Source organism: Ruegeria sp. C8, from assembly GCF_056537565.1.
The window spans coordinates 92,297-113,959 of the sequence record NZ_JBQFRV010000005.1 but is presented as its reverse complement, the minus strand read 5'-3'; the positions used below and the strand labels follow the sequence as shown (position 1 = coordinate 113,959).

Sequence of the window (21,663 nt, the reverse complement as noted above, 5' to 3'; positions counted from 1 at the left end):
ACAGAAAACTGGGCAATCAGCCCGCGAACTCATAACCAAAAACAACCGCAGGACACTTAAGTCCGGTTAGACGTTTCAAATTTGACTTTATTGGGGCCGCCTCATGGCTTCACTATGGATCGTATTTCCCCTAAATCAACATATAGTGTTGATCCCATATTGCAATCATATATGTGGTAAATTCACATATATGATTCGAAAACTGAACCGTCCAAAACACGCGGTTGGTCTACGAATTCGAAACAATAGGGAATCGTTTTGGACAGGCTTCGAATCGCCGCAGTGCAGCTCAATTCCAGGTGGAGAGCGTCAGGTTCCGGTCTTGGACTGTTCGGTCGCCACAGTGCTACCAGCCCAGGCGAGGTTGTCGCTCAGCTGCGCCAGAATGCTGATGGCATCGCGCAAAGGCGCGTCGCCGCTTTCGAATTGCAGCAGCAGCAGAAGGTCGGTGGCCTTTTCGAATTCACCGGGAATCCAGTCCGCATCGGGGTCGATTTCACCGCCCTGTTCCAGACGTTCGGCAAAGTCCTCGACGATTTCCTGACAGCTCTGCAGAAACGCGGCCGGTTCGATATCCGAGGATTCACGCAGGTCCTCATAGATGCTGGCAATCGCGGCCAGCCAGTCTTCGAGGATCGGGTTGTTCAACGGTGGCAGGGCCGATCCGAGCGCAGCTTGAACCGAAGGGCTCTCGGTCTCCGGCTCTGACTCGGGGCCAGCGAGAGTTTCCAGAAATGGCTGGAACAGCTCGGCGATGTCTTTTCGGGCTGCGTTCAGGTCATGCATCCGACGAGCGGAAGCCGCCTCGAGCACCTTCTCGGCTAGATTCTGACCGCCGCAGTTTTCCCACAGATCAAAATCTGGTTCAGGCTCTTGCGCCATAGCTTTCACGGCGACAGGTGTACCGATTGGAACCACGGCGTTGAAAAGGCCTGTTTTTTCCTTGTTCAACCGGGCAAGCACACGGTCCAGTGCATCACGGACGTGAGGCAAATCGGTATGGGTAACGGCCAGCAGACTGTTGTCGCGCAATTCCTGCGGGACCTGTGTCCAGAGATGACGTTCGGTCTCGCGCCAGGCGTTTGTGCCGTTGGTACACCAGATGGCGCAGTCCACAAAACGCAGCAGGTCGAGCGTTGGCTTGTAAGTCTCATCCAACGCGCCCGAGCCGGGCAGATCGAACAGAGATATCTCGCGCAGCGCGGGCGTGTTCAACCCGACGGAGATGAAGTCCGGCTTATCCTCAGCCGCTTTCTCAAGCACAATCCCCGAGTAAGTCTTGGGCTCCTTGTCCCACCAGCCGACGGTGGTTTCCGGTGCGTCCGCGTAGGCGACGATCACGAGCGGCAGCTTCAGATGCTGTGGGCCGGTAGGCAGGATGTCCGCCCCGGCCAGCATATTGGCGAGGCTGGATTTGCCCGCCCCGAATTCCCCGGCAAAACCGATATTGACCGCATTGGACAGACGCTCGGCATGGGCCAAAGCCTTCGCGCGCATATCCTCCAGCGCCGAATCCTTTGGCAGGGATTCGGTTGCGTTCAGAAAGCGCTCAAGCTGTCTGACGTCCTGTTCGGTTCCGGGAAATTCGATCATTCCGCTGCCTTTGCTTGTCCTTCATCCGCGCGCACCGGGCCGAACACCGTTTCCAGTTCATCGGCGATGCGACGGGCCCGATCGAACGCATCCTGCGCTTCGGCCTGAGCATTAGTTTCACCCGATCCGGTCCGGTGTTCAAGATAGCCGCCCAACAGCGCCACATAGTGGTCCAGAACCGTTTTCAGCCGCTCCATCATGTTTTCGCGAGCCGTGTCGATCAGATCATCCCCGATCAGTTCGAATTCCTGCACGATCATCCGCTCTGCGCGCGTGACGACGCTTTTGCGCGAAATCAGGCGCGACAGCCAGTTCACCCGCAACTCCACCGTAATACCGCGAGTAAGAGCTGTGGTGTCCGGACGGAACCACCGCACCGCGCTGGTGTTCATGCGGTTGTCGACCGGGTCCTGCCATCCGGGCAAGGCGCGCAGGGCCGCGTTGGCCTGCATGTCGATCGCGTAAAGCTCGCTCAGCATGCGCTGGCGGACGACCTGCGTGGCCCCCTGGATCAACTCGCGCATCCGGTCGCGTAGAGGGGTAAAGTTCAGCTCGGTCTCAGCGCCTTTGGCCAACAGAGGCGAATTGCCATCCGGGCCACGCACCACGGCCGAGACCGCCTCGGCCACCGTGTCATCCATGACGCCACGCAGATTGGCCAGCACGTCATCCATATCGCGCGTCATCACCTCGGTTTTGTCGGCGACAAGCGCCCTGAGTTCACCAAGCGTCTTGTTGTTTTCGTCCAGATCGACTGTGGCCGAGCCATCCTCGGACTCCAGCGCGCGCAGCTCGGCCTGCGACCGTTCCAATTCGCCTTGCGCGAAACTGTTCAGATGTTGCCACGCCATCCGTAGCTGTTCGCTGCGAGGGCCGTCGGCCAAGGCCTGCGTCACATGCCGCCGCAGATCCGGCAGGCCCGAGGCGATCATGGCGGCAAAGCGCAGCACGCCTTCGCGGCTGATTGGGCCGGGACCTTGCTTGATCTCTTCCACACCGTCCAGATACTGTTTCATCTGCTCGGGGTGGGCACGCAGCCAGGCCAGAACGTCATCGTGATTGACGCCGGTCTCATCCCCGGTCAGCGCATAATGCGCCCATTGGGCACTGCCCATCAGCACGTCAATGTCCGAATTCCCCAGCGCCTGCTCCAGACCATCCAGAACATCACTGCGAACCTTGCCTGCATCCTCGGCCCCGCCGCCCAGCTCATCCACGCGGTTGATGAAGACGACGATCTGACCCAGTTCCAGCGCCTGCATCAGGCGGAACAGCTTCAGGTCAGCCCGCGACAAGGCCTGATGCGCAGACAGAACCACCACAAAGAAATCGGATTCCTTTAGGTACTGGCGCGAGATTTCCTCGCGGATCAGCAGCGGGTCGTTGACGCCCGGCGTGTCGGTAACGGTCAGTGGAAACGGGAAATGGCCGATGTCAAAATAGACCTCGGCCTTACGGGTGATATCGCTGTAGAGCCCCCGATCCGAGCCGGGATCGTGGGTTTCGCTATCGCTCGGATCATCGCCCGCGCAGACATAGCGGGCCAGATCGTCCGAGTTCAGGTCTTCCAGATCGTGGTGCTGACCCAACAATTGTTCGTAACTGTCGCCAAGACGCAGACGGGCGCGGGTTTTCATCGCCTCGACCTGCTCTTCGATCATCTCGCGCTTATAGCTGTCCTCTTCATCAGGGAACATGTTGCGCAGCTCTTCACCCTCGGCGATCAGAGCCTGCCACTGGTGGTTGTCGAAGAAGTGGAACTCTGCCCCGTCGGTCCGGCCCGAAGGATGGCCGAAATGCATATCGGTGATCACCGTCGTCCACGGGTTCACATCCGAGGGCAGGTATTCGGCCTGCCCCGTGAAGCCGTTGATCAAACGCGATTTTCCCGCCTTGATCTGCCCGACAAAGGCGATCGACGGTTTCAACCCCGAAAGGTCTCCGACAATGCGCGAGATGAACTGACGGGTTTCGTCGTTACTCGTCTCGTTCATGTCTTCGGCAATGCGAATAAGCTCGCGGCGACTGGTTTCACTCATAACTTTTTACCCTGGCAACAAGAAACACTGGTTTGAATTGATGGAAAATTTGAAGGATCGGGTGGCGCTCATGAGTCACCCCCGGAAAGTTTGGTCCACAGGCCAACAACGGCACCCAGCTTGCGCGCGTCATGGACGGCAATAGCGGTCTGACCTTGATCCTGCACCACCGCCACGGCGGCCCCCTTGCCCCCCGAAGGACGCATGACAATCAGTTGAGGTTGCTGCAGCTCGGACTGGTTATCATCGTTCCATCCGGTCAGATCCGCCATGAAACGCGCCAGAAGACCGGCATCCGGGCGCAGTGCGGCGTCTCCTTCGAACTGAGGATCACCTCCGTCGATCAGGCCACGCGCCTGCGCGAAACGCTCGGCACTGTCAAAGAACCCCCGCGCGGCAGAGGTGGCATCCGTTGTCTGAAGCGCAGGCTCTTCAATATCCGGTACCACCGAAACAATCGGCTCCGCCGGGAGTTCAATCCGGGCGCAGGCCGTTTCGATTTCGCCAAGCGTGACACCGACGTCATCGGCCTCAAGCTCGGCGTCGGGTTTTAGCGAGACAAATTCCAGCGGCGCGGGCGCGTCGGCGATGTCCGACACCAGCTGCGCAAGTTTGCCGATCAGCCCTTCGCGTGGTTCGGTTTCAAAATCCGGCACCATACCCGACCGCACGCGGAACACATCGGTCACGCGAGCATTGCTAACCTCGATCGCCAGCACGTCGCCGTTGGCCGCGGTGAACTCCAACCGGCGCGGCAGAACGGTACCGCGAATTGCGCGCAGAACACCCGCTCGGCGCGCAACCGAGGTCTCGCCCTCGACCGCGACAGAGCGCGACAAACGTGCAACCGAGGACCGCCCGATATTGTCGAGCATGTCGAGTATGTTCGTATCCATCATACCGTGACCCCCTCTGGTCCCGTTCAGACTGCGGCCGCAACCGGCCCTAAGCTGAGATGTGATTTGGTAAGCGCCAACCCTACATTCGCGCTGTTGCTGCAGATGTAGCAGACCACATGTTCGGGATATTCCCGGGTCCGCTGGAAAATGATCAACCTGTCGCCGGAAAACACCGCGATTTCCCCAAATCCCGGTGTTTCAGAAGCGTCCCCGCCTGCCTCGCGCAGCATGGTTTCAAAAGCCACCACCCCGCGCCCTTGAAACAGGTTTGCCGCGGCCAAAGCCAGCGTGTCCAGCACGTCTGAGGCATCAGGGTCCTTGACGCTGGTGCCCAACAACATCCCCGTCTCCATGTCGACATACCCGGCTGCGACGCAGTCGGGTATGGTCTCCATCGCCGCGGTCAGAGCAACTTGAATAGACATCTAAACCCTGACCTTCTTCGTGTCTTGTCGGCGTCGGCTATAGAACATGCCATTCTGCCCCTCTGTGTTCCCCGGCTTTGGGAATGGACCTGATCGCCTCTTTGGCCTGAGTTTCGATGTGTTCGTGGGCAATCTGGTCGAACTCGGCCAGGAAGGCCAAGAACGCGCGTGTAAGCCCCTCGGCATCGGTTGGCAGATCCCCAGCGGCGGCAAGCTCTCGCCACATTGCGGCTGCGCTGGGAAGCTCGCCTGCGGGGATGTCCAGCAGCCCCTCGTTTGCATCTTCCTCAACCTCTTCCGGTTCGGGCTGCGGCATCAGACGCACTTCGACCAGACCGTTAGTTTCGGGCTCCGGTTCAAAGTCGTCGTCATCGCTGCCCGACTGTTCCGCCATCAAAGCCGTGATCGACGAGACCGAAACCTCGATCCCGGGCGCATCAGACTGGTCTTCGGCGATCTCTGTCGGCGCAGCCTCGGGTGTGTTGGACAAGGTCTTGTTGAGCGAAACCAGAAGGTCTTCGGATTCCTCAGCCTCCGGCGCTGCCTCAACCACGTCATTGGCCGAGCTAGGCGTATCCTCCTCTTCGGCAAAGACATTCTCATCTTCGTCTTCTGCGCCTGAGAATTCGAACACGTCCAGATCCGCCTCGGTGTCAGCGAAAGAGGACAGGTCCAGCGGGTTTTTGGGCTCTTCTCTGAACTGGGCGCGCAGCTGGTCCTCTTCCGTCTCGGCGGGTTGAGGGTCCGGCGTCGGGACCATTTCGGCGCGCAGGCGCTCGGCCTCGTCCGCATTGATCCGCTCCCGCTCTACCTCGTCCGAGCGGCGTTCGACGCGGGACGGGCGCACTGGGAAATTGGTGACCACGCCACTGTCCTGATCTGCCACCTCCGGGGTCTCCGAAGGAACCGGATCCACCAGCTGCAGCGGCGCGACCTCAGCGGTCTCATCCTTGCGCTTGGGCCGGGTCGGGCGCACCAGCGGGCCGTCAGACTGGCTCTTGTCAATTTGGTACCGCGACAGATGGTCGGCGCGGGTGTCCATGATCTGCTCGGTGATCCCAAGGAAGCAGTCGATCATCTTGCCGCCACCGCTGCGCGCCCACATCTCGGGGTCGCCGGTCTTGTCACGCGCGGTAATCGCGTCGCGGGCGGAAAACAGGATCGAACGGTTAAACAGATGCCCGGCCTCGCGGTTGACCCGCCGCAGAACTTTTTGGCGGTCCTTCTGGCCCAGCGCGTCGGCGCGCGTAATCAGCAGGATCGAATTGTGCTGCAACCGTTCGGGCAGAGAGACCCATGTCGCACGTTCAGTTTCCCGCCAGGCCTGTGTCGCATGTGTACACCACAGAACGCCATTAGCCTGCCCGACAGCGCGCTGCCAAACATCGGTCGAGATTTTGGGGTCCGAGATACCAGGCGTGTCGATCAGATCCACCGCCTCAAGAATATCAGCCTCAAGGAAAATTCGGATGAACTGCGCGTCATTGACACCCACACTCTCAAGCTGATCCAGCGAGATATCTTCGGTGCTGCCATCATGGCGTTTGACGTAAGCTGAGCGGTTGCCATAGCTGAACCAAACCGGCGGCAGCTGGGTTGCTGTGACTTGCGTCGGCAAGGCCTGCTTGCGCAGCAGAAAATTCATAAGCGTCGATTTACCGGCGCTGAACTCGCCCATAAGGGCGAAAACCGGCTTACGGCGCGACCACTGCTCGATACGCTCCCATGCCTTGGGGGTGATGAAACGGTTTTGGATGTCTTTTGCCATTTTTCTACTTACGCCGCTTCGTTGCTTAGATCTTTGAGGATGCTGCCCAGAATCTCATCACGGGATTTCTGCAATTGCAGACCCGCCATCAGCGCCGGATTCTGCCCTGCATCCTTCTCGGCCGTGGCCGAGATATTCAGCAGGGTTTCCTTCTGCTCGCGCAGGAAGTCGGTCAGGACGGCCCGCACGTTTTCAAGCACAGCGGCGACCTGATTTTCTTCGATATCCTTGGTGATCGAGTTCGCCTCGGACGCGATCAGACGGGTATAGTCGGATGCATAAGCTTCGAACCCTTTGCGCCGCTGCCACCAGCGCCGCCACCACGTGCTTTGCAGGTCCAGCGCGATGGTGCGACCGATCCCCAGCGGGGGCGGTACACGGGGCACGATCGGGGCTTCGATGTTGAACTCACCCAGATGATTGCCAAGCAGTTTCTGATACAGCGCCTCGACATCCGCCGCCGCAGCCGAATAGAGAGCCCCAGCTTCCTTGCGCATCGAACGTGCAAAGCTGAAATAGGCCGCTTTCTGCAGCGTCCGCAGACCCGCAGGATCATACTGCCACGTCCCCTGTTCACCATTCTGTTCCAGATGCGAAATCAGAGAGTCGGTGGCCCGTTTGACAAAACTCGTCTCGGCCGAGTTCAAGCGCTCCAGCACCTTGTCGCGCAGCTTGGCGGTCAGGTCAGCGGCCTTTTTGTCATACTCGGCGGACACGGCGGCAATCGCATCCTCGGGCGACGCACCGTCAAGATCGCGAACGACGCCCTCACCCCCAGACAGCGTTTTCGCAACCGCGGTGGCGCGAATCTGGCTTGCAATGTTGCGCGCCCGGTGACGCACGCGGTCCAGCAACCTGGCCCCTGCCCCCTCGGCGATACGCTCGTTCATTGCCAACAGCAGATCGGGCAAGCCCGAAAGCGCCCAGATCTTATCCAGTGACGGCGCCTGATCCCCGAACCCTGCAGCTAGGTAGAAGGTGTTCAGGGTCTCGCGCGATTCCTCGGTCAGAATATCCGGGTTGCCGGTCAAGGCCGCCTCGGCCCATAGGGCGCTGCCGAAGACGACACTTGTATTGGCGTCGATGTTGTTCTGTTTCAGCGTGTCCTGAATCCGGTCGCGGATCTCGGGCACCTGATTCACCGGATCAGCCAGCTCGTCGATGCGGTTCACAAACAGGACAATCTGACGGTTTTCGAACTGAGCGATGATCCGCATCAGCGCCATATCCATCGTGGTCAGCGCCTGACTTGCGGCCAGCACAACAACACAAACCTCGGACCCACGCAGGCTACGCAGCGTGATCTGCTCGCGCACCATGAATGTATCGTTCACACCGGGCGTATCGCAGAGCTTCAGCGCAATCGGGTATTGCGGGATGTCCATGTAAAGCTCGGCCGATTTGGTTACATCGGCGAACCGTCCGGTTTTGGGATCGATATCCGGATCGTCCTCATCGCCCAGGCAGACGTAGCGCTGGATCAGCTCTTCGTCGAAATAGTCGTACTGGTGACTTTGACCCAGAATGAGATCGAAATGCTTTCCAAGACGTTCTTCCGATTTGGCCTTCATCTCACCGATCTGGCGGCGGATATCGTCCATTTCGTCATCCGCACCGGCGCGGTTGGCCAGCTCGCCCAGACGACCGCCGCCCACCATCAGGTTGTCCCATTCTTCCTGCTCGAAGAAGGTGAACTTGGACTTGGTGTCGCCCGGCGGGCGCGTATTGATGTTCAGCGTCGTAACCACCGAGGTCCATGGGTTCACATCCGAAGGCAGCAACGCAGGACGGCCAGCCAGAATGTTCACAATCGAGGACTTGCCGGCCTTGACCTGCCCCACCATCGTCACGCTGGCGGTGAAGTTCTCCATCCGCGTCTTGAGCGTCGCCAGTCGCGCCGAGGAGCGCGCATCCGCCACCTCTGTCAGTTGGTCGATCTGCGATGTCAACGACGTCATCGCCGACGTCATCGGCATCAGAGCTTCGTTGCCCACAGACAAAAGGTGGTCATTGCGCGCCATGTTCAGCCTCCGGTTCCTGTTGCCGCGATCCGGTGCGCGTGGTCCGCGCCTTGAGCCGGGATCCCGGTCAGGGTGTCGATACGGGCAATCAGGTTCAGGGCGTTGCCCAGAATCTCGGCCTCGGCCCGTGGTGTAATGGTTTCGTAGCCTTCGGAATCTGCCAGAACCTCGATCGAGCTGAAGCGGTCGCCGTTTTCAAGGCAGGCAACGCGACGCCCGGTCGGAAAGCCATCAGATTTGCTGGCAGGCAGCGGCATCCGCGCGTTTGCCAGAAGATAGTGCTGACCCGAATGGGTGCGCAGTGAAATTCCAAAGCCGGTATTGGGGTAGTCACGGTTCAGGGTTTTGAGTTCACCCAGAAAACTCTCACGTGCAAAGATGACGGCATCCTGCTCGTGGGCAGCGGAGTTGTTCGGATCGGTCACAGCAAAGAACCTCGAGACTGGAGTTGAGCAAAAAAACTCGTAAGGGCGCCTAAGTGGCAGAAAAGACTCATTAACTCCTACGCGACCAAGAAGCCCGTTCAAGGCGGTGTTATTTTGACGCGAATAAGATATTTTGGCGTTTCAAATGTGGCGCCATTAAGGCGCGCGATTCATAAGAATGCCTCAACCCCTACGTGTACGGGGTTCTTCTTCAAAAACACCTATCTCGCGACAAACCGCATAGTCTGCAAATTGGCAACGTTGGCGGACTATACCGCAGCGCTTGGCAAATACCAGCGAATCGCAATGGCGTTTTGTTCAAGTGCAAAAACTTGTCATTGGGTGGATTTTACCCCTCGCGTTGGCGGGAAAGCTTTGCTATCCAGCGCTCCAGTCCGACGCACAAGCGTCCGGTTGCGGGTGTGGCGAAATTGGTAGACGCACCAGATTTAGGTTCTGGCGCCGCAAGGCGTGGGGGTTCAAGTCCCTCCACCCGCACCACTGATATCCATAGGCGATAATTGTACTGTTTTAGCTGGTCCGCTCAGTTGGCTGTCCCTGTGAATCCAGAGGCCAGCCTCTTAGTTTCGCGACCCGAACCATTTACGGTAAATCTCGTCATAGGTGCCATCTTCGCGCAAAGCCAGAAGCGCCTGATTGACGTCTTCCACCAAAGGTGATCCCGTCGGGAAGGCTATGCCGTAGTTTTCGCGCAGGAAAATCCCACCGGTCATCGTGGCGATCCGGCGACCTTCATGGGCGGCGAAATAGGACAGGACCGGAGCGTCGAATACGACGGCATTCAAGTCTTCGGCCTTGAAAGCCTCCAACATTTCATCAAGCCCGGGGTAGGCGACGTATTCGATCTCGCGCCGGTTGAGGAAACTGGCAGCCGTCGATCCCTCGATCGTGCCGACATTTTTGCCGTAAAGGTCATTGACCGAGTTCACATTTCCGGTGATCGCATCCACCGTCATCACACTGGTGATCCGGGCGGTGAAGACCGAGACGATGAACAGGGACGACACTACCAGTATGACCCCCAAAATCCGGCCAAAGGGCGTGCGGGGCATCCTCTCTTCAAAGCCGCCATTGACGACCAAGTTCAGTGCCCACCAGAAGGATGGGAACCACGCCTCGTTCAATTTGCGGTCGAAATAGGGCTGCGCGCGACGTTCGAAACCCCACATCAGCATGCCGCCCCCAAGAAGGATGGCAAAGGCCAGGCCGATGGCAAAGAACAGCTCGGCCGACAGCAGCGCCTGCAGCAGTGACGGCTTGCGCGCCGAATCCGAGGGCACCATGATCTGCAACCCGGCCTCGAAGATCGGCTGGCTGAAATCCATCTGCGTCTCGCGAAGCGCAGTGATAGAGATATTTGCAATCGCAAGATCCGCCGCTCCATCCTGCACGGCCCCCAGCATGTCACCGAAAGCCTCGACCCGGGTGACGGAGTACTCCCACTCCAGCGACTCGGCGAGGGCTGCCAGCAGGTCCATGGAAAAACCAGCCTCGGCACCGTCCTCGACATAGGAAAACGGCGGGCGGGTCACCGTGGTGACGTTCAAGGATTGGGCCAGGCTTTGCTGTGCGAGAACGGCGAAAGTCAGGCTGATCAATGCGTAAAAGGCGCGTTTCATGGTCAAATTACCTGTTTCGCCGCCCTGTAGCGCGATTGAGGTCAAAACAGCAAGGTCACCGCGGGGTAAAGCACCATGTTTTATTGGCGTCTCAACTCGACACATTGTGGGAATTACCGGGGGAATCTGGCGGAATGGGGTTGGCAATCCGGCCAATTCGTTGAATCTGTGCGGTAACCTGAACGAAAACCCAACCCCGAGGCCCGAAATGACGGACGCAGTTCAATTGACAGCGGATTTGATCCGTTGCCCATCGGTCACACCCGTTGAAGGGGGGGCTTTGGTCTTGCTGGAAAATCTGCTGTCAGACGCGGGGTTTGACTGCACGCGGGTGGATCGCGGTGGCATCTGCAATCTGTTCGCCCGTTGGGGGGCCAAGGGACATCCGCGCAGTTTTGGCTTCAACGGCCACACCGACGTTGTTCCGGTGGGCGATGAGGCCGCATGGACCAAGCCCCCCTTCGGGGCCGAGGTGCATGACGGCGTCATGTTCGGACGCGGCACAACCGATATGAAATCCGGGGTCGCGGCCTTTGCCGCCGCAGCTGTTGATTTCGTCCGCGATACCCCTCCTGACGGGGCCATCATCCTGACCATCACCGGGGATGAGGAAGCCGACGCGCTGTACGGTACGACGGCCTTACTGGACTATATGGGTCAAGCGGATGAGCAGATGTCGGCCTGTCTGGTGGGAGAGCCAACCTGTCCCAACCATATGGGCGAGATGATCAAGATCGGTCGTCGCGGCTCAATGACCGCTTGGTTTACAGCGACCGGGGTGCAGGGGCATTCGGCCTATCCCCATCGGGCAAAGAACCCTCTACCGGCGATGGCGCGGTTAATGGATCGGCTCGCCAGTCACGAGTTGGATCAGGGAAGCGATCACTTCGATGCCTCTACGCTGGCCGTAGTGACAATCGACACTGGCAATGCCGCGACCAACGTGATCCCGGCGCAATGCAGCGGGGCGGTGAATATCCGCTTTAACGACCTGCATTCCGGGGCTGCCCTTAGCGATTGGTTGCTGCAGCAGGCCGATCAGGTGGCGCAGGATTTCGGCGTTGAGATTGAGACACGGATCAAGATCTCGGGCGAAAGCTTTCTGACCCCTCCGGGCACGCTTTCCGATCTGGTGTCAAAAGCCGTCAAAGCCGAGACTGGCATCACGCCCGAGCTGTCGACAACGGGCGGCACGTCCGACGCGCGGTTTGTCAAGAACCACTGCCCGGTGGTCGAGTTCGGGCTGGTCGGGCGGACCATGCATCAGGTGGACGAATGCGTCGAGGTAGCTCAGATCGAGCAGCTCAAGGCGATCTATACCCGCATCCTGAAAGACTACTTCGCCTGACTGGGTCAGGGGGCTGCGATTTTAGTCATGACGCCGTCTCACCACCGTGCTAGGCCAAACCCATGACTCGCATCCCCACCAAGCAAGAGGTCCTGGATTGGATCTCGGCGAACCCCACCCTGACCTCGAAACGCGATATCGCCAAGGCCTTTGGCATCAAGGGCGCGGATCGGATTGATCTGAAACGCATCCTCAAAGAGCTTGAGGCCGAAGGGCATCTGGAAAAGCGCAAGCGCAGCTATCGCGACCCGGACCGTCTGCCTCCGGTCAGCGTGCTGCAGGTGAAGGCCCCAAATGAGGATGGCGACCTGTTCGCGCGGCCTCTGGAGTGGCATGGCGAAGGGGTTGAGCCGGTCGTGCTGCTGATCACCCGCGCCAGCGATCCCGCTTTGGGCGAAGGCGACCGGATTCTGGCCCGTCTGACCGTGGTGCAGGAAGAAGACCACAATTACGAAGCCCGCCTGATCCGCCGTATTGGGACCAATCCGCGCAAAATTGTGGGCCTGTTCCGAAAAGGGGCCGAGGGCGGGCGGATCGTGCCCATCGACAAGGCCAGCCAGACCGAATGGCAAGTGCCTGAAGGTGCGGTGCATGGGGCCAAAGATGGTGAGCTGGTCGAGGCCGAACAGGCCGGACCCAAATCCCGCATGGGCCTGCCCCGCGCCCGCATTGTCGAACGTTTGGGCGACCCGTCCGCACCCAAGGCTGTATCGCTGATCGCGATCCATCAACATGGCATCCCCGACGATTTTCCCGACAAGGTCATCGCCGAGGCCGACAAGGCCAAGCCCGTTGGCCTGAAGGGCCGCGAAGACCTGCGGGACATGCCGCTGCTGACCATCGACCCCTCGGATGCGCGCGACCATGATGACGCCTGCTATGCCCATGCCGATGACGACCCCAAGAATCCCGGCGGTCATGTGATCTGGGTCGCGATTGCCGACGTTGCGGCCTATGTACAGCCCGGCACCGCGTTGGATCGCGAGGCACGCAAACGCGGCAACTCCAGCTATTTCCCGGATCGCGTCGTGCCGATGCTGCCGGATCGCCTGTCCGGTGATCTGTGTTCTCTGCACGAAGGCGTCCCGCGGGCCTGTATAGCTGTGCGGATGCAGATCGACGCCGAGGGCAACAAGATCGGCCACCGCTTCGTGCGCGGCCTGATGCGCTCGGCCGCGTCGCTGCACTATGCTGAGGTGCAGGAGGCCATCGACGGCTCCCCCAATGACCGCACGGGACCGTTGTTGGAGACGGTTCTGAAGCCGCTCTACGCCGCCTATACCGCGCTTAAAACCGCGCGCGCGGCGCGGCAACCGCTGGAGCTGGACCTACCGGAACGCAAGATTGTTCTGTCCGATACGGGCGAGGTCACCAGCGTCGCCTTCCGCGACCGTTTGGACGCGCATAAGCTGATCGAAGAGTTCATGATCCTTGCCAACGTCGCCGCAGCTGAAGCGCTGATTGCGAAACGTCGGCCACTGTTGTTCCGCGTCCACGAAGAACCCGCGCCTGAAAAGCTGGAAAGCTTGCGCGAAACGGCCCAAGCCGCTGGCCTGAACCTTGCCAAGGGTCAGGTTCTGCAAACCCGTCACCTGAACGCCCTGCTGAATGCGGCTGCGGGTACCGAGGATGCGGAACTGATCAACCTGACGACCCTGCGGTCGATGGCGCAGGCCTATTACAATCCCGAAAACTTCGGTCATTTCGGGTTGGCATTACGGAACTATGCACATTTCACCTCGCCCATTCGTCGCTATGCTGACCTGATCGTCCACCGCGCGCTGATCTCGGGCCATGGCTGGGGTGATGACGGTCTGACCGAGGATGAAATCGCCCGGCTTGACGAAACCGCGACCCATATCTCGGACACTGAGCGACGCTCGATGATGGCTGAACGCGACACGACTGACCGCTATTTGGCGGCCTATCTCAGCGAACGTGTGGGCAATGAGTTCAAGGGCCGGATCAGCGGAATCGCGCGCTTCGGGGCCTTCGTGAAGATGGACGAAACCGGCGCGGACGGGCTGGTGCCTGTCCGATCGCTGGGGCGTGAGTTCTTCCATTTCGACCGCGAAGCGGGAACCCTCATGGGCTCGGATACCGGTCTGATCATAGCAATAGGCCAACGTGTCACTGTGCGATTGACCGAGGCGACACCGGTCACGGGCGGCTTGGAATTGGAGTTACTCTCCATTGACGATCAGGCCCTGCCCCGAGGACGCGGGCCGAAGGGACGCGCAACCAGACGCAAGTCGGTCAGCACCAAGCGCAAGAAGGACAAGATCAAGCGTAAGGTCGAACGAAAACGGCGTCAGCGCTAGCCTTTGTCCGCAGGTTGTGACGACCCCTGTGCAAAGACGAGCAAGTCTCGCATACGGTCGTTCAGGTGGGGCTCAATCTGTTGCCGCGCACGGGCGATCCGCGCGCTTTCCTCCAACTTGCGGGACAGGGCGTCGATATCCACGCCGTTTCGACTCAGCCAGTGCTGCAGCGCCTGCTGATCAAGCAGGCCGTGCCGCTGCCGAAACTCTGATACTGCAAGCACAAGGTCTTCGCCCGGAACGGGTTGCCCGGAGTGCTGGTCCAGCGCAAGAGCCAGCGCGTCGATCTCTGCGGCAAGGCGCAGCGCGTCGAACCGATCACCGGAGGCGGTCATGCATCGCGCAAGGACCTCAGGATCATTCAGCGGGTTATGAGACAGCACGCCTGTCAGAAGGGTTTCGAACGCATCCGTATGCCGGAACTCGAACGCTGGCGCGGCGGGAAGCGTATCGTTCCGCCAGTCGTTCTCCACACGCTTCAAACAGGCCTGTGCATCGCGGTTTTTCTGATCAATTCGACCCTCGGGAAGCCATGCCTCAAGGCGGTCTGCGGCGACCGGGTCCAAAGCTGCACAGTCTTCCAAGAGGCTGTCAAAGCTGCGATCGGGATAAAACCTGCGACGGGCGGCTGCGACAAGGGCATCCGCCAACTGCCGCTCAACAACCTGCGCGGCGACAGCGGCATCCAGTGTCCAGCGGATGTTCACCAGTGGCTCGGAAAGGTTGGCAAAACCGACCTCTTCAGGCGCATGGATCAGGGCGACCTCATCATCAGCTTCAAGCCGGAATTGGGCGAACGCGTCAAAGATCTCACCGACCCCGACCATGCCAAAACTGCCAAGCTCACACGCGCGCAGAGCACCGATCGAGGCGGCACCATAGACGGGGATGCCTTCGGACAAGGCCCACAGGATTTCCTTGTGGTAGACGGCAGGCAAGGCCTCGAAATAGCCATCCAGCAGGATGATGGCACGCGGGCGAGCAAGCGCTGCCTTCAGCAGATCGCCCTGCGCCGCAGGCCCAAGACGCCGGATCGGCAACCGGTCTTCCACGTCACACCGGCGCGGCAGGGAAGGACCGGCAAAGAGGACGATGTCACCTTGGCTCATGACACCTTCCGCGCGCGCGCTCCGGGGCGGTATCCGGGCGCGTAGGATGTACCTTCAAGCCCCGGCGCAATGACCCGCATGACCGTTGCGGGCAGGTCGGGAACCGAAAGATCAACTGCAACCGGCACCTCAAGCCCGGCCCGTTCTAGCGCGGCCAGCATGCAGTCAAGGCTATCACGAGGGGAGCGGACCTGATGAAACGGCACTCGATCGAACCGGTGTGGCGTGTCCGCCTCAACGATCTCGGCGCGCTGCGACCAGAGCGTTTCTGCATTACGCCGTGCTTCATAATAGTCGCGCGTGCGATCATCCCGCGCGCCTGAGATGAGGGTCAGCCGACTTTGCGCCGCTTCGGTCAGGGCACGAGACAAGGCGATGCCCCGCGCAGGGTGGCACCCTGCCCCCGAGGCCGCCTGCAAGCCACGTCTCGTGTCATCCTGACGGTCGATGATTGTTGCAAAGAATGCGGGAATTCCAAGGTCCGAGGTCACGTCCCAGATCGCGCAAGCCACGCCTGCGGCGTCAAACCTGTCAAGAAGCGCTTTGCAAGTCGGGTCTGTGACGGAGTGCAGATCGACCCGGCAGGACGCCATGTTGCTTGGGTTGAGCTTCCACAAAGTCACCGCATCACGCTCCAGCGTTTCGGCCAGAGCCTGACAGGTAGCCTCATCAACGCTGCTGCCCGAGGCGAGGCCGGTCGACGACATCAGACAACACCCCAATCCGGGCTGCAGGGGTAGCGTGTAATCCATGTGGACTAGTTCAAAGGGGACCCAGACCGAATGATCATCTGAGAGCGCCTTTCCCTCGGCCCAAAGCACGGGTTTGCCGCGCGAAATGGGGTGATCTGAGATCCTGGGCAGACGCTCAAGATCAATCACTTTTTCCGACTTCGCCAAGTCATCGGCGCATGCCAGACGCAGGGGCAAAACCGGAGTTTCAGCGCAGCTGAGCTCGACCGCCTCCATCAAGGCCGAAACCTTTGCATCCGCGACGGTCGCGCCTTTGCCTTGCGTCACGGCCAGAGACCGCGCATTCGGGCGATGCGCGGCGTAGACGGGAATGCCGATGCAATCCAGGCCGGTCAGTTCAGCCAGCCGGGTGACGCCAAGGCGTTTCATATGGGGCAAGACACGGTCCAGAACCTGTACGGACGGAACCGCGTGGGCAGGCGCTCGGTGCTGGTCTTCCCCCTCCTGCCCCATGTCTGTCAGAGGGGCTGATCCTAGCTGCGTGTGAATTTGTGCCTCTGTTTCAGCCCGTCGATATTGACCAGATAGCAGGTCCCTTCGGGTTCGAACTTGTCAGGCGGCAGGAAGTCTTTGGGCGGGATGGTGGCAAGGCTCACACCACATTCCAGAAGCTCTCGCACCAAGGCCCAGCCCTTGTCGTTCTGGTACTTCTCGGGATCAACCTGATAGGCTTTGTTGTCCCAGACCTCACGCGGGATATGCAGCACTGTGCCATCATCGCTTGCAATAATCAGGTCGTGTCTAAAATTCTCAATATCGCTTTCGGACATTATGTCTCCTCCACTCAATACAGGCACGTTCACTACAGCAAATCGAACCCGTTGCCGCAAGCTTTCCCTCGGGCTGGGGCAGTCTTGGGCCAATGGGCCGTGTTAGAGGAACCCAGAATAGCGTGCAGCGTCGATCAACGCAGCGATGCGCTGTTTGATCAGGGGCATGTCATCCGAGCCTGTCAGGGTGGCGATATCTGCCACGACATTGCGCAGCGTCTCGGGCAGGTTTTGCTGGCTGCTGTCCAGAAGGCGGGCGCACAGGTTGGGTACTTCTGACAGGTCTTTCTGCGTCTGGCTGGATGCAATCAAAGGCAACAGCGCGGACCATTCAAACGGATAAGCGATCGAGGTCTTCTCGAATTGAACCATCGCGTCGCGGGCCAGCTTGCACGCGGTACTGTCTGCGCTGCGCTGCCATGCCTCCCACGACAGGTTGGCGGTCGCCAATGCAATATATTCGTGCATCTGTAGTTCCCGCGCCAGCGCAATGCTTTCATGAGACAGGCGCGTGGCCTCGGATGGGTTGTGCATGCGCCGGTAGACGAGCGACAGATAGGTCATGCAGCGCACCTCGATCTTCCGGTGACCGGATTTGCGCGCGGCCTCCAAACCTGCGCTCATCGCCTCCTGTGCCTGAGGCAGGCGGATGCTGTGCAGATTGACGAACCCAAGGATAAACAGGGCCGAGGCAACTATGGCGAGATTGCCGGTTTCCTCAGCCGCAGACACATAGTTCGATGCGGTTCCAATCGTGTCTTCAGTCGGATCATAGCGCGACATTCTGAGGTCACGCAGCACCAGTTGATCGAAATACTCGGCGCGTTGTTCTGCGGTCATGCTGCCCACATCCTGCGCAAGCCCGGCCGCCAGTTGAGACATCGCCTCGCCATCCCCGCTCCAGTAGTGAACATTGAGCGTATTAAGCTGGATGTCGATCCACTCTCGCAGCAGCTCGGCGTCGTCCCGCCACGCGGTTTGATCCAGCGCAGCCTCGGCGGCGGCAAGTTCGGCCAGTGATCCCGCGCGATCCTGTTGCAACGCATTGCCGGTCAGACGGTGCAACCGAGCAGTTTTCCGCGGGTTGTCTTGAACCAACACTACGGCCTCACGATAAGCCGCAACCGCGCCGTCAAGGTCGTGAACCAAGGTCAAGACGGTGCCAAGCTGTTCCAGCAGATCGGCACGTTCCGGCAGGGTGCCGGGGTGTAACCCGTCTGAAAGGGTGACCTGTTCCAGATGGTTCAACGCGGATTTAAAATAGGCCGTGGCCTCTGTATTTGCATAGCGCGAACTTGCCTGCTCCGCAGCTTGTTGGAAGCACCGAGTCGCTTCCGCATGGTTGCCGGACAACCCCCAATGGCTGCCGAGAACATGAGCGGGCGTGATTTTGCGAAACCGCGCACCAAGTACAGCCGCAATACGCGCATGCACCATTGCACGCACGGATCGCAGCATGGTCTCATACGCTGCATCGCGCATCAGGGCGTGGCGGAATGAGTATCTGCGAGCCGCAGCCGGGGCGGGAACAATAATCTGCGCCGATACCAACGTGTTTAAATGAGCCGACAGCGCATGATCGGATTCATCAATCACGGCAGACAGAACGTCGAAGGAAAAATCCCGACCAATGGCCGCAGCCGTCTGCAGTATCCGGCGGGATTCGGGGTGACGATCAAGGCGGGCGACCAACAACTCGTTCAGCGTGGTCGGTACCGCCGTCTCATCAATCGAGGTGCCGCCCCCATCGGTTCGGTCAAAGACCCCGGTTTCAATGAACGACTTGGAAAGCTCTTCGGCAAAAAGCGGCACCCCGTCGGACCGATCTGCGATCAATTCCAGCACTGGCATCGGAACTGGTTTCAGATCGTAGACATGTGCGGCAATCTCGCCGATTTCCTCGTTGGACAGCCGGGTCAGTTCGACGCGGGAATTGACCTCCCACGCGGTTTGAAACGCGGGCCTGCAGGTAAGCAGTACCATGACCTGCTCATCTTTGAACGTCTCGAGCAGCCGTCCCAATAGCTCTTTGGTGGTCGGGTCGATCCAGTGAAGGTCCTCGAAGACAACCAGCACTTTCTTGTCGCGCACATACCATTCGAACAGAGCAATCAGCGCCTGAAACGTCATCTCTTTCCGGCCCAGCGCATCAAGAGGCAGCGTGGTGTCGCGCCCGTGTTCGCGAAACTGCATCAAGGCATCCGCCAATGAGGCTGTCTTGCTCGGATCCAGAGTTGTAGCCGAAAAAATCTGTTCCAGCCGCTGGGCCGTGTCCCCGGCCGAAAGCTGCCCCCCGCCCAAAACCATAGACCAGATTTGGTTCAGCACCGGATACAAGGCGTCATTGGTGTGAAAGGGCGAGCATTGAAAGCGCAGAACGTCGCCCTCTGCCTCAAGCACATGCGATACGAACTCTTCCACCAGTCGGGACTTGCCGATCCCCGGCTCACCGGAAATGAGCATCGAGCGCGGAACGCCCTGCTCGACCTGCTCCCACGCGCTATCCAACTGGCCCAGCTCAACCTTGCGGTTGATGATCGGTAGCTTCTCTTTGGACCGACGCTTGAAATCGGGGGAGGGGCCGTCCGTTGCGCCTTCGACGCGCCAGATACGCACCTCGCCCCGGAAGCCTTTCAATTTGTGATTTCCCAGATCGGTTAGATCGAATTTGCCTTCGACGATCTTTTTGGTTTCATCCGAAATCGCCAAGGTGCCCGGTTTTGCCATCAACTGGATACGGGCAGCCAGGTTGGGCGCGCGCCCGACGGCCTGATCCTCTTCGATATACGAGTTGCGGATCAGGTCCCCGACAACGACATTGCCCGTTGCGATGCCAATGCGGCAATTCAGCTTGACCCCATGCGGCCGCCCCAGAAAATGCATCGAATCGGCGATGCTCAGCCCCGATCGGATCGCCCGTTCGGCGTCATGATCATAGGCCTGCGGCCAGCCGAAATAGGCCAGAACGCCATCACCAAGATATTGCGCGACAAAGCCGCCATATTCCTCGACAATCTCGGTCACGGCGCTTTTGTAGCTGGTCAACAGGGTCGAAAGCTCTTCTGCATCCAATTGTTCGGACAGTTGGGTCGAGCCGACAAGATCCGTGAACACCACTGAAAGCTGCCGCCGCTGTTGCGGCGCGACCGAGTGACTGCGATCCGCCTTTTCCGCAAATGGACCGTTTGTCAGGTCCGATGCCTGACCACTGCGGAGCAAAGCAATTGCGTTCAGCAACTGACGGCGATGGCCAACCGACGCGACCCCCATATCCCTGAGATCTTCTGCAGTGATCGTCGGCAACAGGCTGCCATCCACATCATGGTCATGAAACGCTGAGATGTAGCGCTCCATTCCAAGCGCGCGCAGCCAATCGTCGAGATCAATTGCCATCGTGTTATTTCACCATTCACCCTGCCAACGGGCACTTACAGCGCGGCTGAAACACACCAATCGCCCGCCTGAAGCGCTGCAATCTGAAAGAGAGCGCAAAAAACAATTATCATCATGATACCGATTCCACTATCCTCGGAATCGCAACATTATCAAGGGGAAGAACGTCGTCGTGCCCAACTCAAGAAATTTGCTTATCGTCGGAACTGGCAATGTCGCCAACGCGCTTGCGCGCCGGTTTTCTGCAACGGATCATGTGGTTCATATAGGCTCGCGAGATGCCGGACGGGGGGCCGAGGCCGCGGACCGACATGGTATAAAAGGTGGCCTTGCAGCCGATCTGGTTCAACACGCCGAGGTTGTGTTCATCGCCGTCCCATTCACGGCGCTGGACGATACATTGGACGCTCTGGGGTCACTGGAAGGCAAGTTGGTGGTCGACTGCACCAACCCCCTGACCGATGACTACATGGCTTTGACCCTGGGGCATTCCACGTCCGCAGGCGAGGTCTGCCAGGCGAAGCTGCCGGGCGTTCCGGTCGTCAAGGCCTTCAACGCGATCTTTGCTGATGTCGTTGACTCGGATCCAACCTATGGCGGCATCCGCCCTCAGGTGTTCCTTGCCGGGGACGATGCTGGGGCAAAAGAAACGGTGGCCGAGTTGGTGCGTGCCATCAATTATGACCCGGTCGATAGCGGGGCCATGCTGAGCGCACGGTATCTGGAACCTCTGGCCGAGTTGATCATTCAGATGGCCTATGTTCAGGGCGAAGGCACGCGGATCACGCCCGTCATCCTGCGCTCCGACGCATAGTCGCGCTTGAATACGCAGAGAAGCAGGCAGGCTCGGACGCTCTGCCTGCTTCAAAGGCCCATTGCAAAAGCGGCATACGCCGCGCATCTGGGTCGGAACTTCGGATAGCCGCTCGTTGACTTCCGACGTGATAGCCTCATTGACCGTGTCACCCGCCATACGGTTCTTCCCAGCTTCGCAAAACTCTTTCGATCAGAAGGAATACAGGCTTTCTGCGACTTAGCAGCAGCACAGGGTGGCAGTACTTGTCTGTCCACCGAGGTCGGTCGAAATATAGTCCTGATTTCCTCCTCAGCTAAGTACTGCTTGGGTGTCTTTCGTTTGACACCTCTGACCAGCTTTTCAG

The 21,663-nt window shown here is 59.5% G+C and carries 15 protein-coding genes and 1 tRNA gene; 4 read left to right on the top strand and 12 right to left on the bottom strand.

Translation table 11 applies throughout. The features are described 5' to 3' along the window. Positions 1 to 309 precede the first annotated feature (309 nt). From ACR0KL_RS08815 to ACR0KL_RS08785, 7 genes are all read right to left on the bottom strand, one after another. A complete protein-coding gene (locus ACR0KL_RS08815) occupies positions 310 to 1,593 on the bottom strand; it encodes a dynamin family protein (protein ID WP_170678129.1) in 1,284 nt (427 codons plus the stop codon). Continuing rightward, the gene (locus ACR0KL_RS08810; protein WP_480776892.1) at positions 1,590 to 3,632 is read right to left on the bottom strand and encodes a dynamin family protein; all 2,043 of its coding nucleotides are present in this window, start codon (positions 3,630 to 3,632) and stop codon (positions 1,590 to 1,592) included. Before ACR0KL_RS08810 ends, ACR0KL_RS08815 begins: the two co-directional genes overlap by 4 nt. A 68-nt stretch (positions 3,633 to 3,700) precedes the next feature. Further along, positions 3,701 to 4,531 (bottom strand): hypothetical protein, encoded by an 831-nt coding sequence (locus ACR0KL_RS08805; protein WP_170678133.1) that lies wholly within the window; start codon positions 4,529 to 4,531, stop codon positions 3,701 to 3,703. Positions 4,532 to 4,554: 23 nt separating this feature from the next. Continuing rightward, positions 4,555 to 4,956, bottom strand: a complete 402-nt coding sequence (locus ACR0KL_RS08800; RefSeq protein WP_170678135.1) for a hypothetical protein — start codon at positions 4,954 to 4,956, stop codon at positions 4,555 to 4,557. Between the two features lie 37 nt (positions 4,957 to 4,993). Further along, positions 4,994 to 6,724, bottom strand: coding sequence for a dynamin family protein (locus ACR0KL_RS08795; protein WP_480776891.1), 1,731 nt, complete (start codon positions 6,722 to 6,724; stop codon positions 4,994 to 4,996). An 8-nt stretch (positions 6,725 to 6,732) separates the two neighbouring features. After that, the gene (locus ACR0KL_RS08790; RefSeq protein WP_170375735.1) at positions 6,733 to 8,745 is read right to left on the bottom strand and encodes a dynamin family protein; all 2,013 of its coding nucleotides are present in this window, start codon (positions 8,743 to 8,745) and stop codon (positions 6,733 to 6,735) included. A gap of 2 nt (positions 8,746 to 8,747) precedes the next feature. Beyond that, positions 8,748 to 9,170 (bottom strand): hypothetical protein, encoded by a 423-nt coding sequence (locus ACR0KL_RS08785; RefSeq protein ID WP_170459901.1) that lies wholly within the window; start codon positions 9,168 to 9,170, stop codon positions 8,748 to 8,750. Between the two features lie 416 nt (positions 9,171 to 9,586). Between ACR0KL_RS08785 and ACR0KL_RS08780 the strand changes: the two genes are divergently transcribed. Further along, a tRNA-Leu gene (locus ACR0KL_RS08780) sits at positions 9,587 to 9,671 on the top strand. An 80-nt stretch (positions 9,672 to 9,751) separates the two neighbouring features. Here the strand turns inward: ACR0KL_RS08780 and ACR0KL_RS08775 are convergent. Beyond that, positions 9,752 to 10,810 (bottom strand): transporter substrate-binding domain-containing protein, encoded by a 1,059-nt coding sequence (locus ACR0KL_RS08775; protein WP_480776890.1) that lies wholly within the window; start codon positions 10,808 to 10,810, stop codon positions 9,752 to 9,754. Positions 10,811 to 11,018: 208 nt separating this feature from the next. Here ACR0KL_RS08775 and dapE point away from each other — a divergent pair, with 208 nt between their 5' ends. Continuing rightward, positions 11,019 to 12,158, top strand: coding sequence for a succinyl-diaminopimelate desuccinylase (gene dapE, locus ACR0KL_RS08770; protein WP_480776889.1), 1,140 nt, complete (start codon positions 11,019 to 11,021; stop codon positions 12,156 to 12,158). 62 nt (positions 12,159 to 12,220) lie between these two features. Then, positions 12,221 to 14,479 carry a ribonuclease R gene (gene rnr, locus ACR0KL_RS08765; RefSeq protein ID WP_480776888.1) on the top strand — a complete coding sequence of 753 codons (2,259 nt, stop codon included), beginning with the start codon at positions 12,221 to 12,223 and terminating at the stop codon, positions 14,477 to 14,479. On the opposite strand, the gene ACR0KL_RS08760 is transcribed toward rnr, so the two are convergent. The 4 genes from ACR0KL_RS08760 to ACR0KL_RS08745 form a co-directional block, all read right to left on the bottom strand. Then, entirely contained in the window at positions 14,476 to 15,588 is a 1,113-nt protein-coding gene (locus ACR0KL_RS08760) for a TfuA-like protein (protein WP_170678145.1), read from the bottom strand. The two genes, rnr and ACR0KL_RS08760, sit on opposite strands and share 4 nt — an antisense overlap. Then, positions 15,585 to 16,793 carry a YcaO-like family protein gene (locus ACR0KL_RS08755; protein WP_480554815.1) on the bottom strand — a complete coding sequence of 403 codons (1,209 nt, stop codon included), beginning with the start codon at positions 16,791 to 16,793 and terminating at the stop codon, positions 15,585 to 15,587. Before ACR0KL_RS08755 ends, ACR0KL_RS08760 begins: the two co-directional genes overlap by 4 nt. A 20-nt stretch (positions 16,794 to 16,813) precedes the next feature. Next, positions 16,814 to 17,110: a hypothetical protein gene (locus tag ACR0KL_RS08750; RefSeq protein ID WP_480776887.1), complete on the bottom strand. Its 297-nt coding sequence runs from the start codon at positions 17,108 to 17,110 to the stop codon at positions 16,814 to 16,816. A 102-nt stretch (positions 17,111 to 17,212) separates the two neighbouring features. Beyond that, positions 17,213 to 20,503, bottom strand: coding sequence for an adenylate/guanylate cyclase domain-containing protein (locus ACR0KL_RS08745; RefSeq protein ID WP_170678149.1), 3,291 nt, complete (start codon positions 20,501 to 20,503; stop codon positions 17,213 to 17,215). A 172-nt stretch (positions 20,504 to 20,675) separates the two neighbouring features. Here ACR0KL_RS08745 and ACR0KL_RS08740 point away from each other — a divergent pair, with 172 nt between their 5' ends. Then, positions 20,676 to 21,317 (top strand): NADPH-dependent F420 reductase, encoded by a 642-nt coding sequence (locus ACR0KL_RS08740; protein ID WP_480554817.1) that lies wholly within the window; start codon positions 20,676 to 20,678, stop codon positions 21,315 to 21,317. Positions 21,318 to 21,663: the final 346 nt, after the last annotated feature.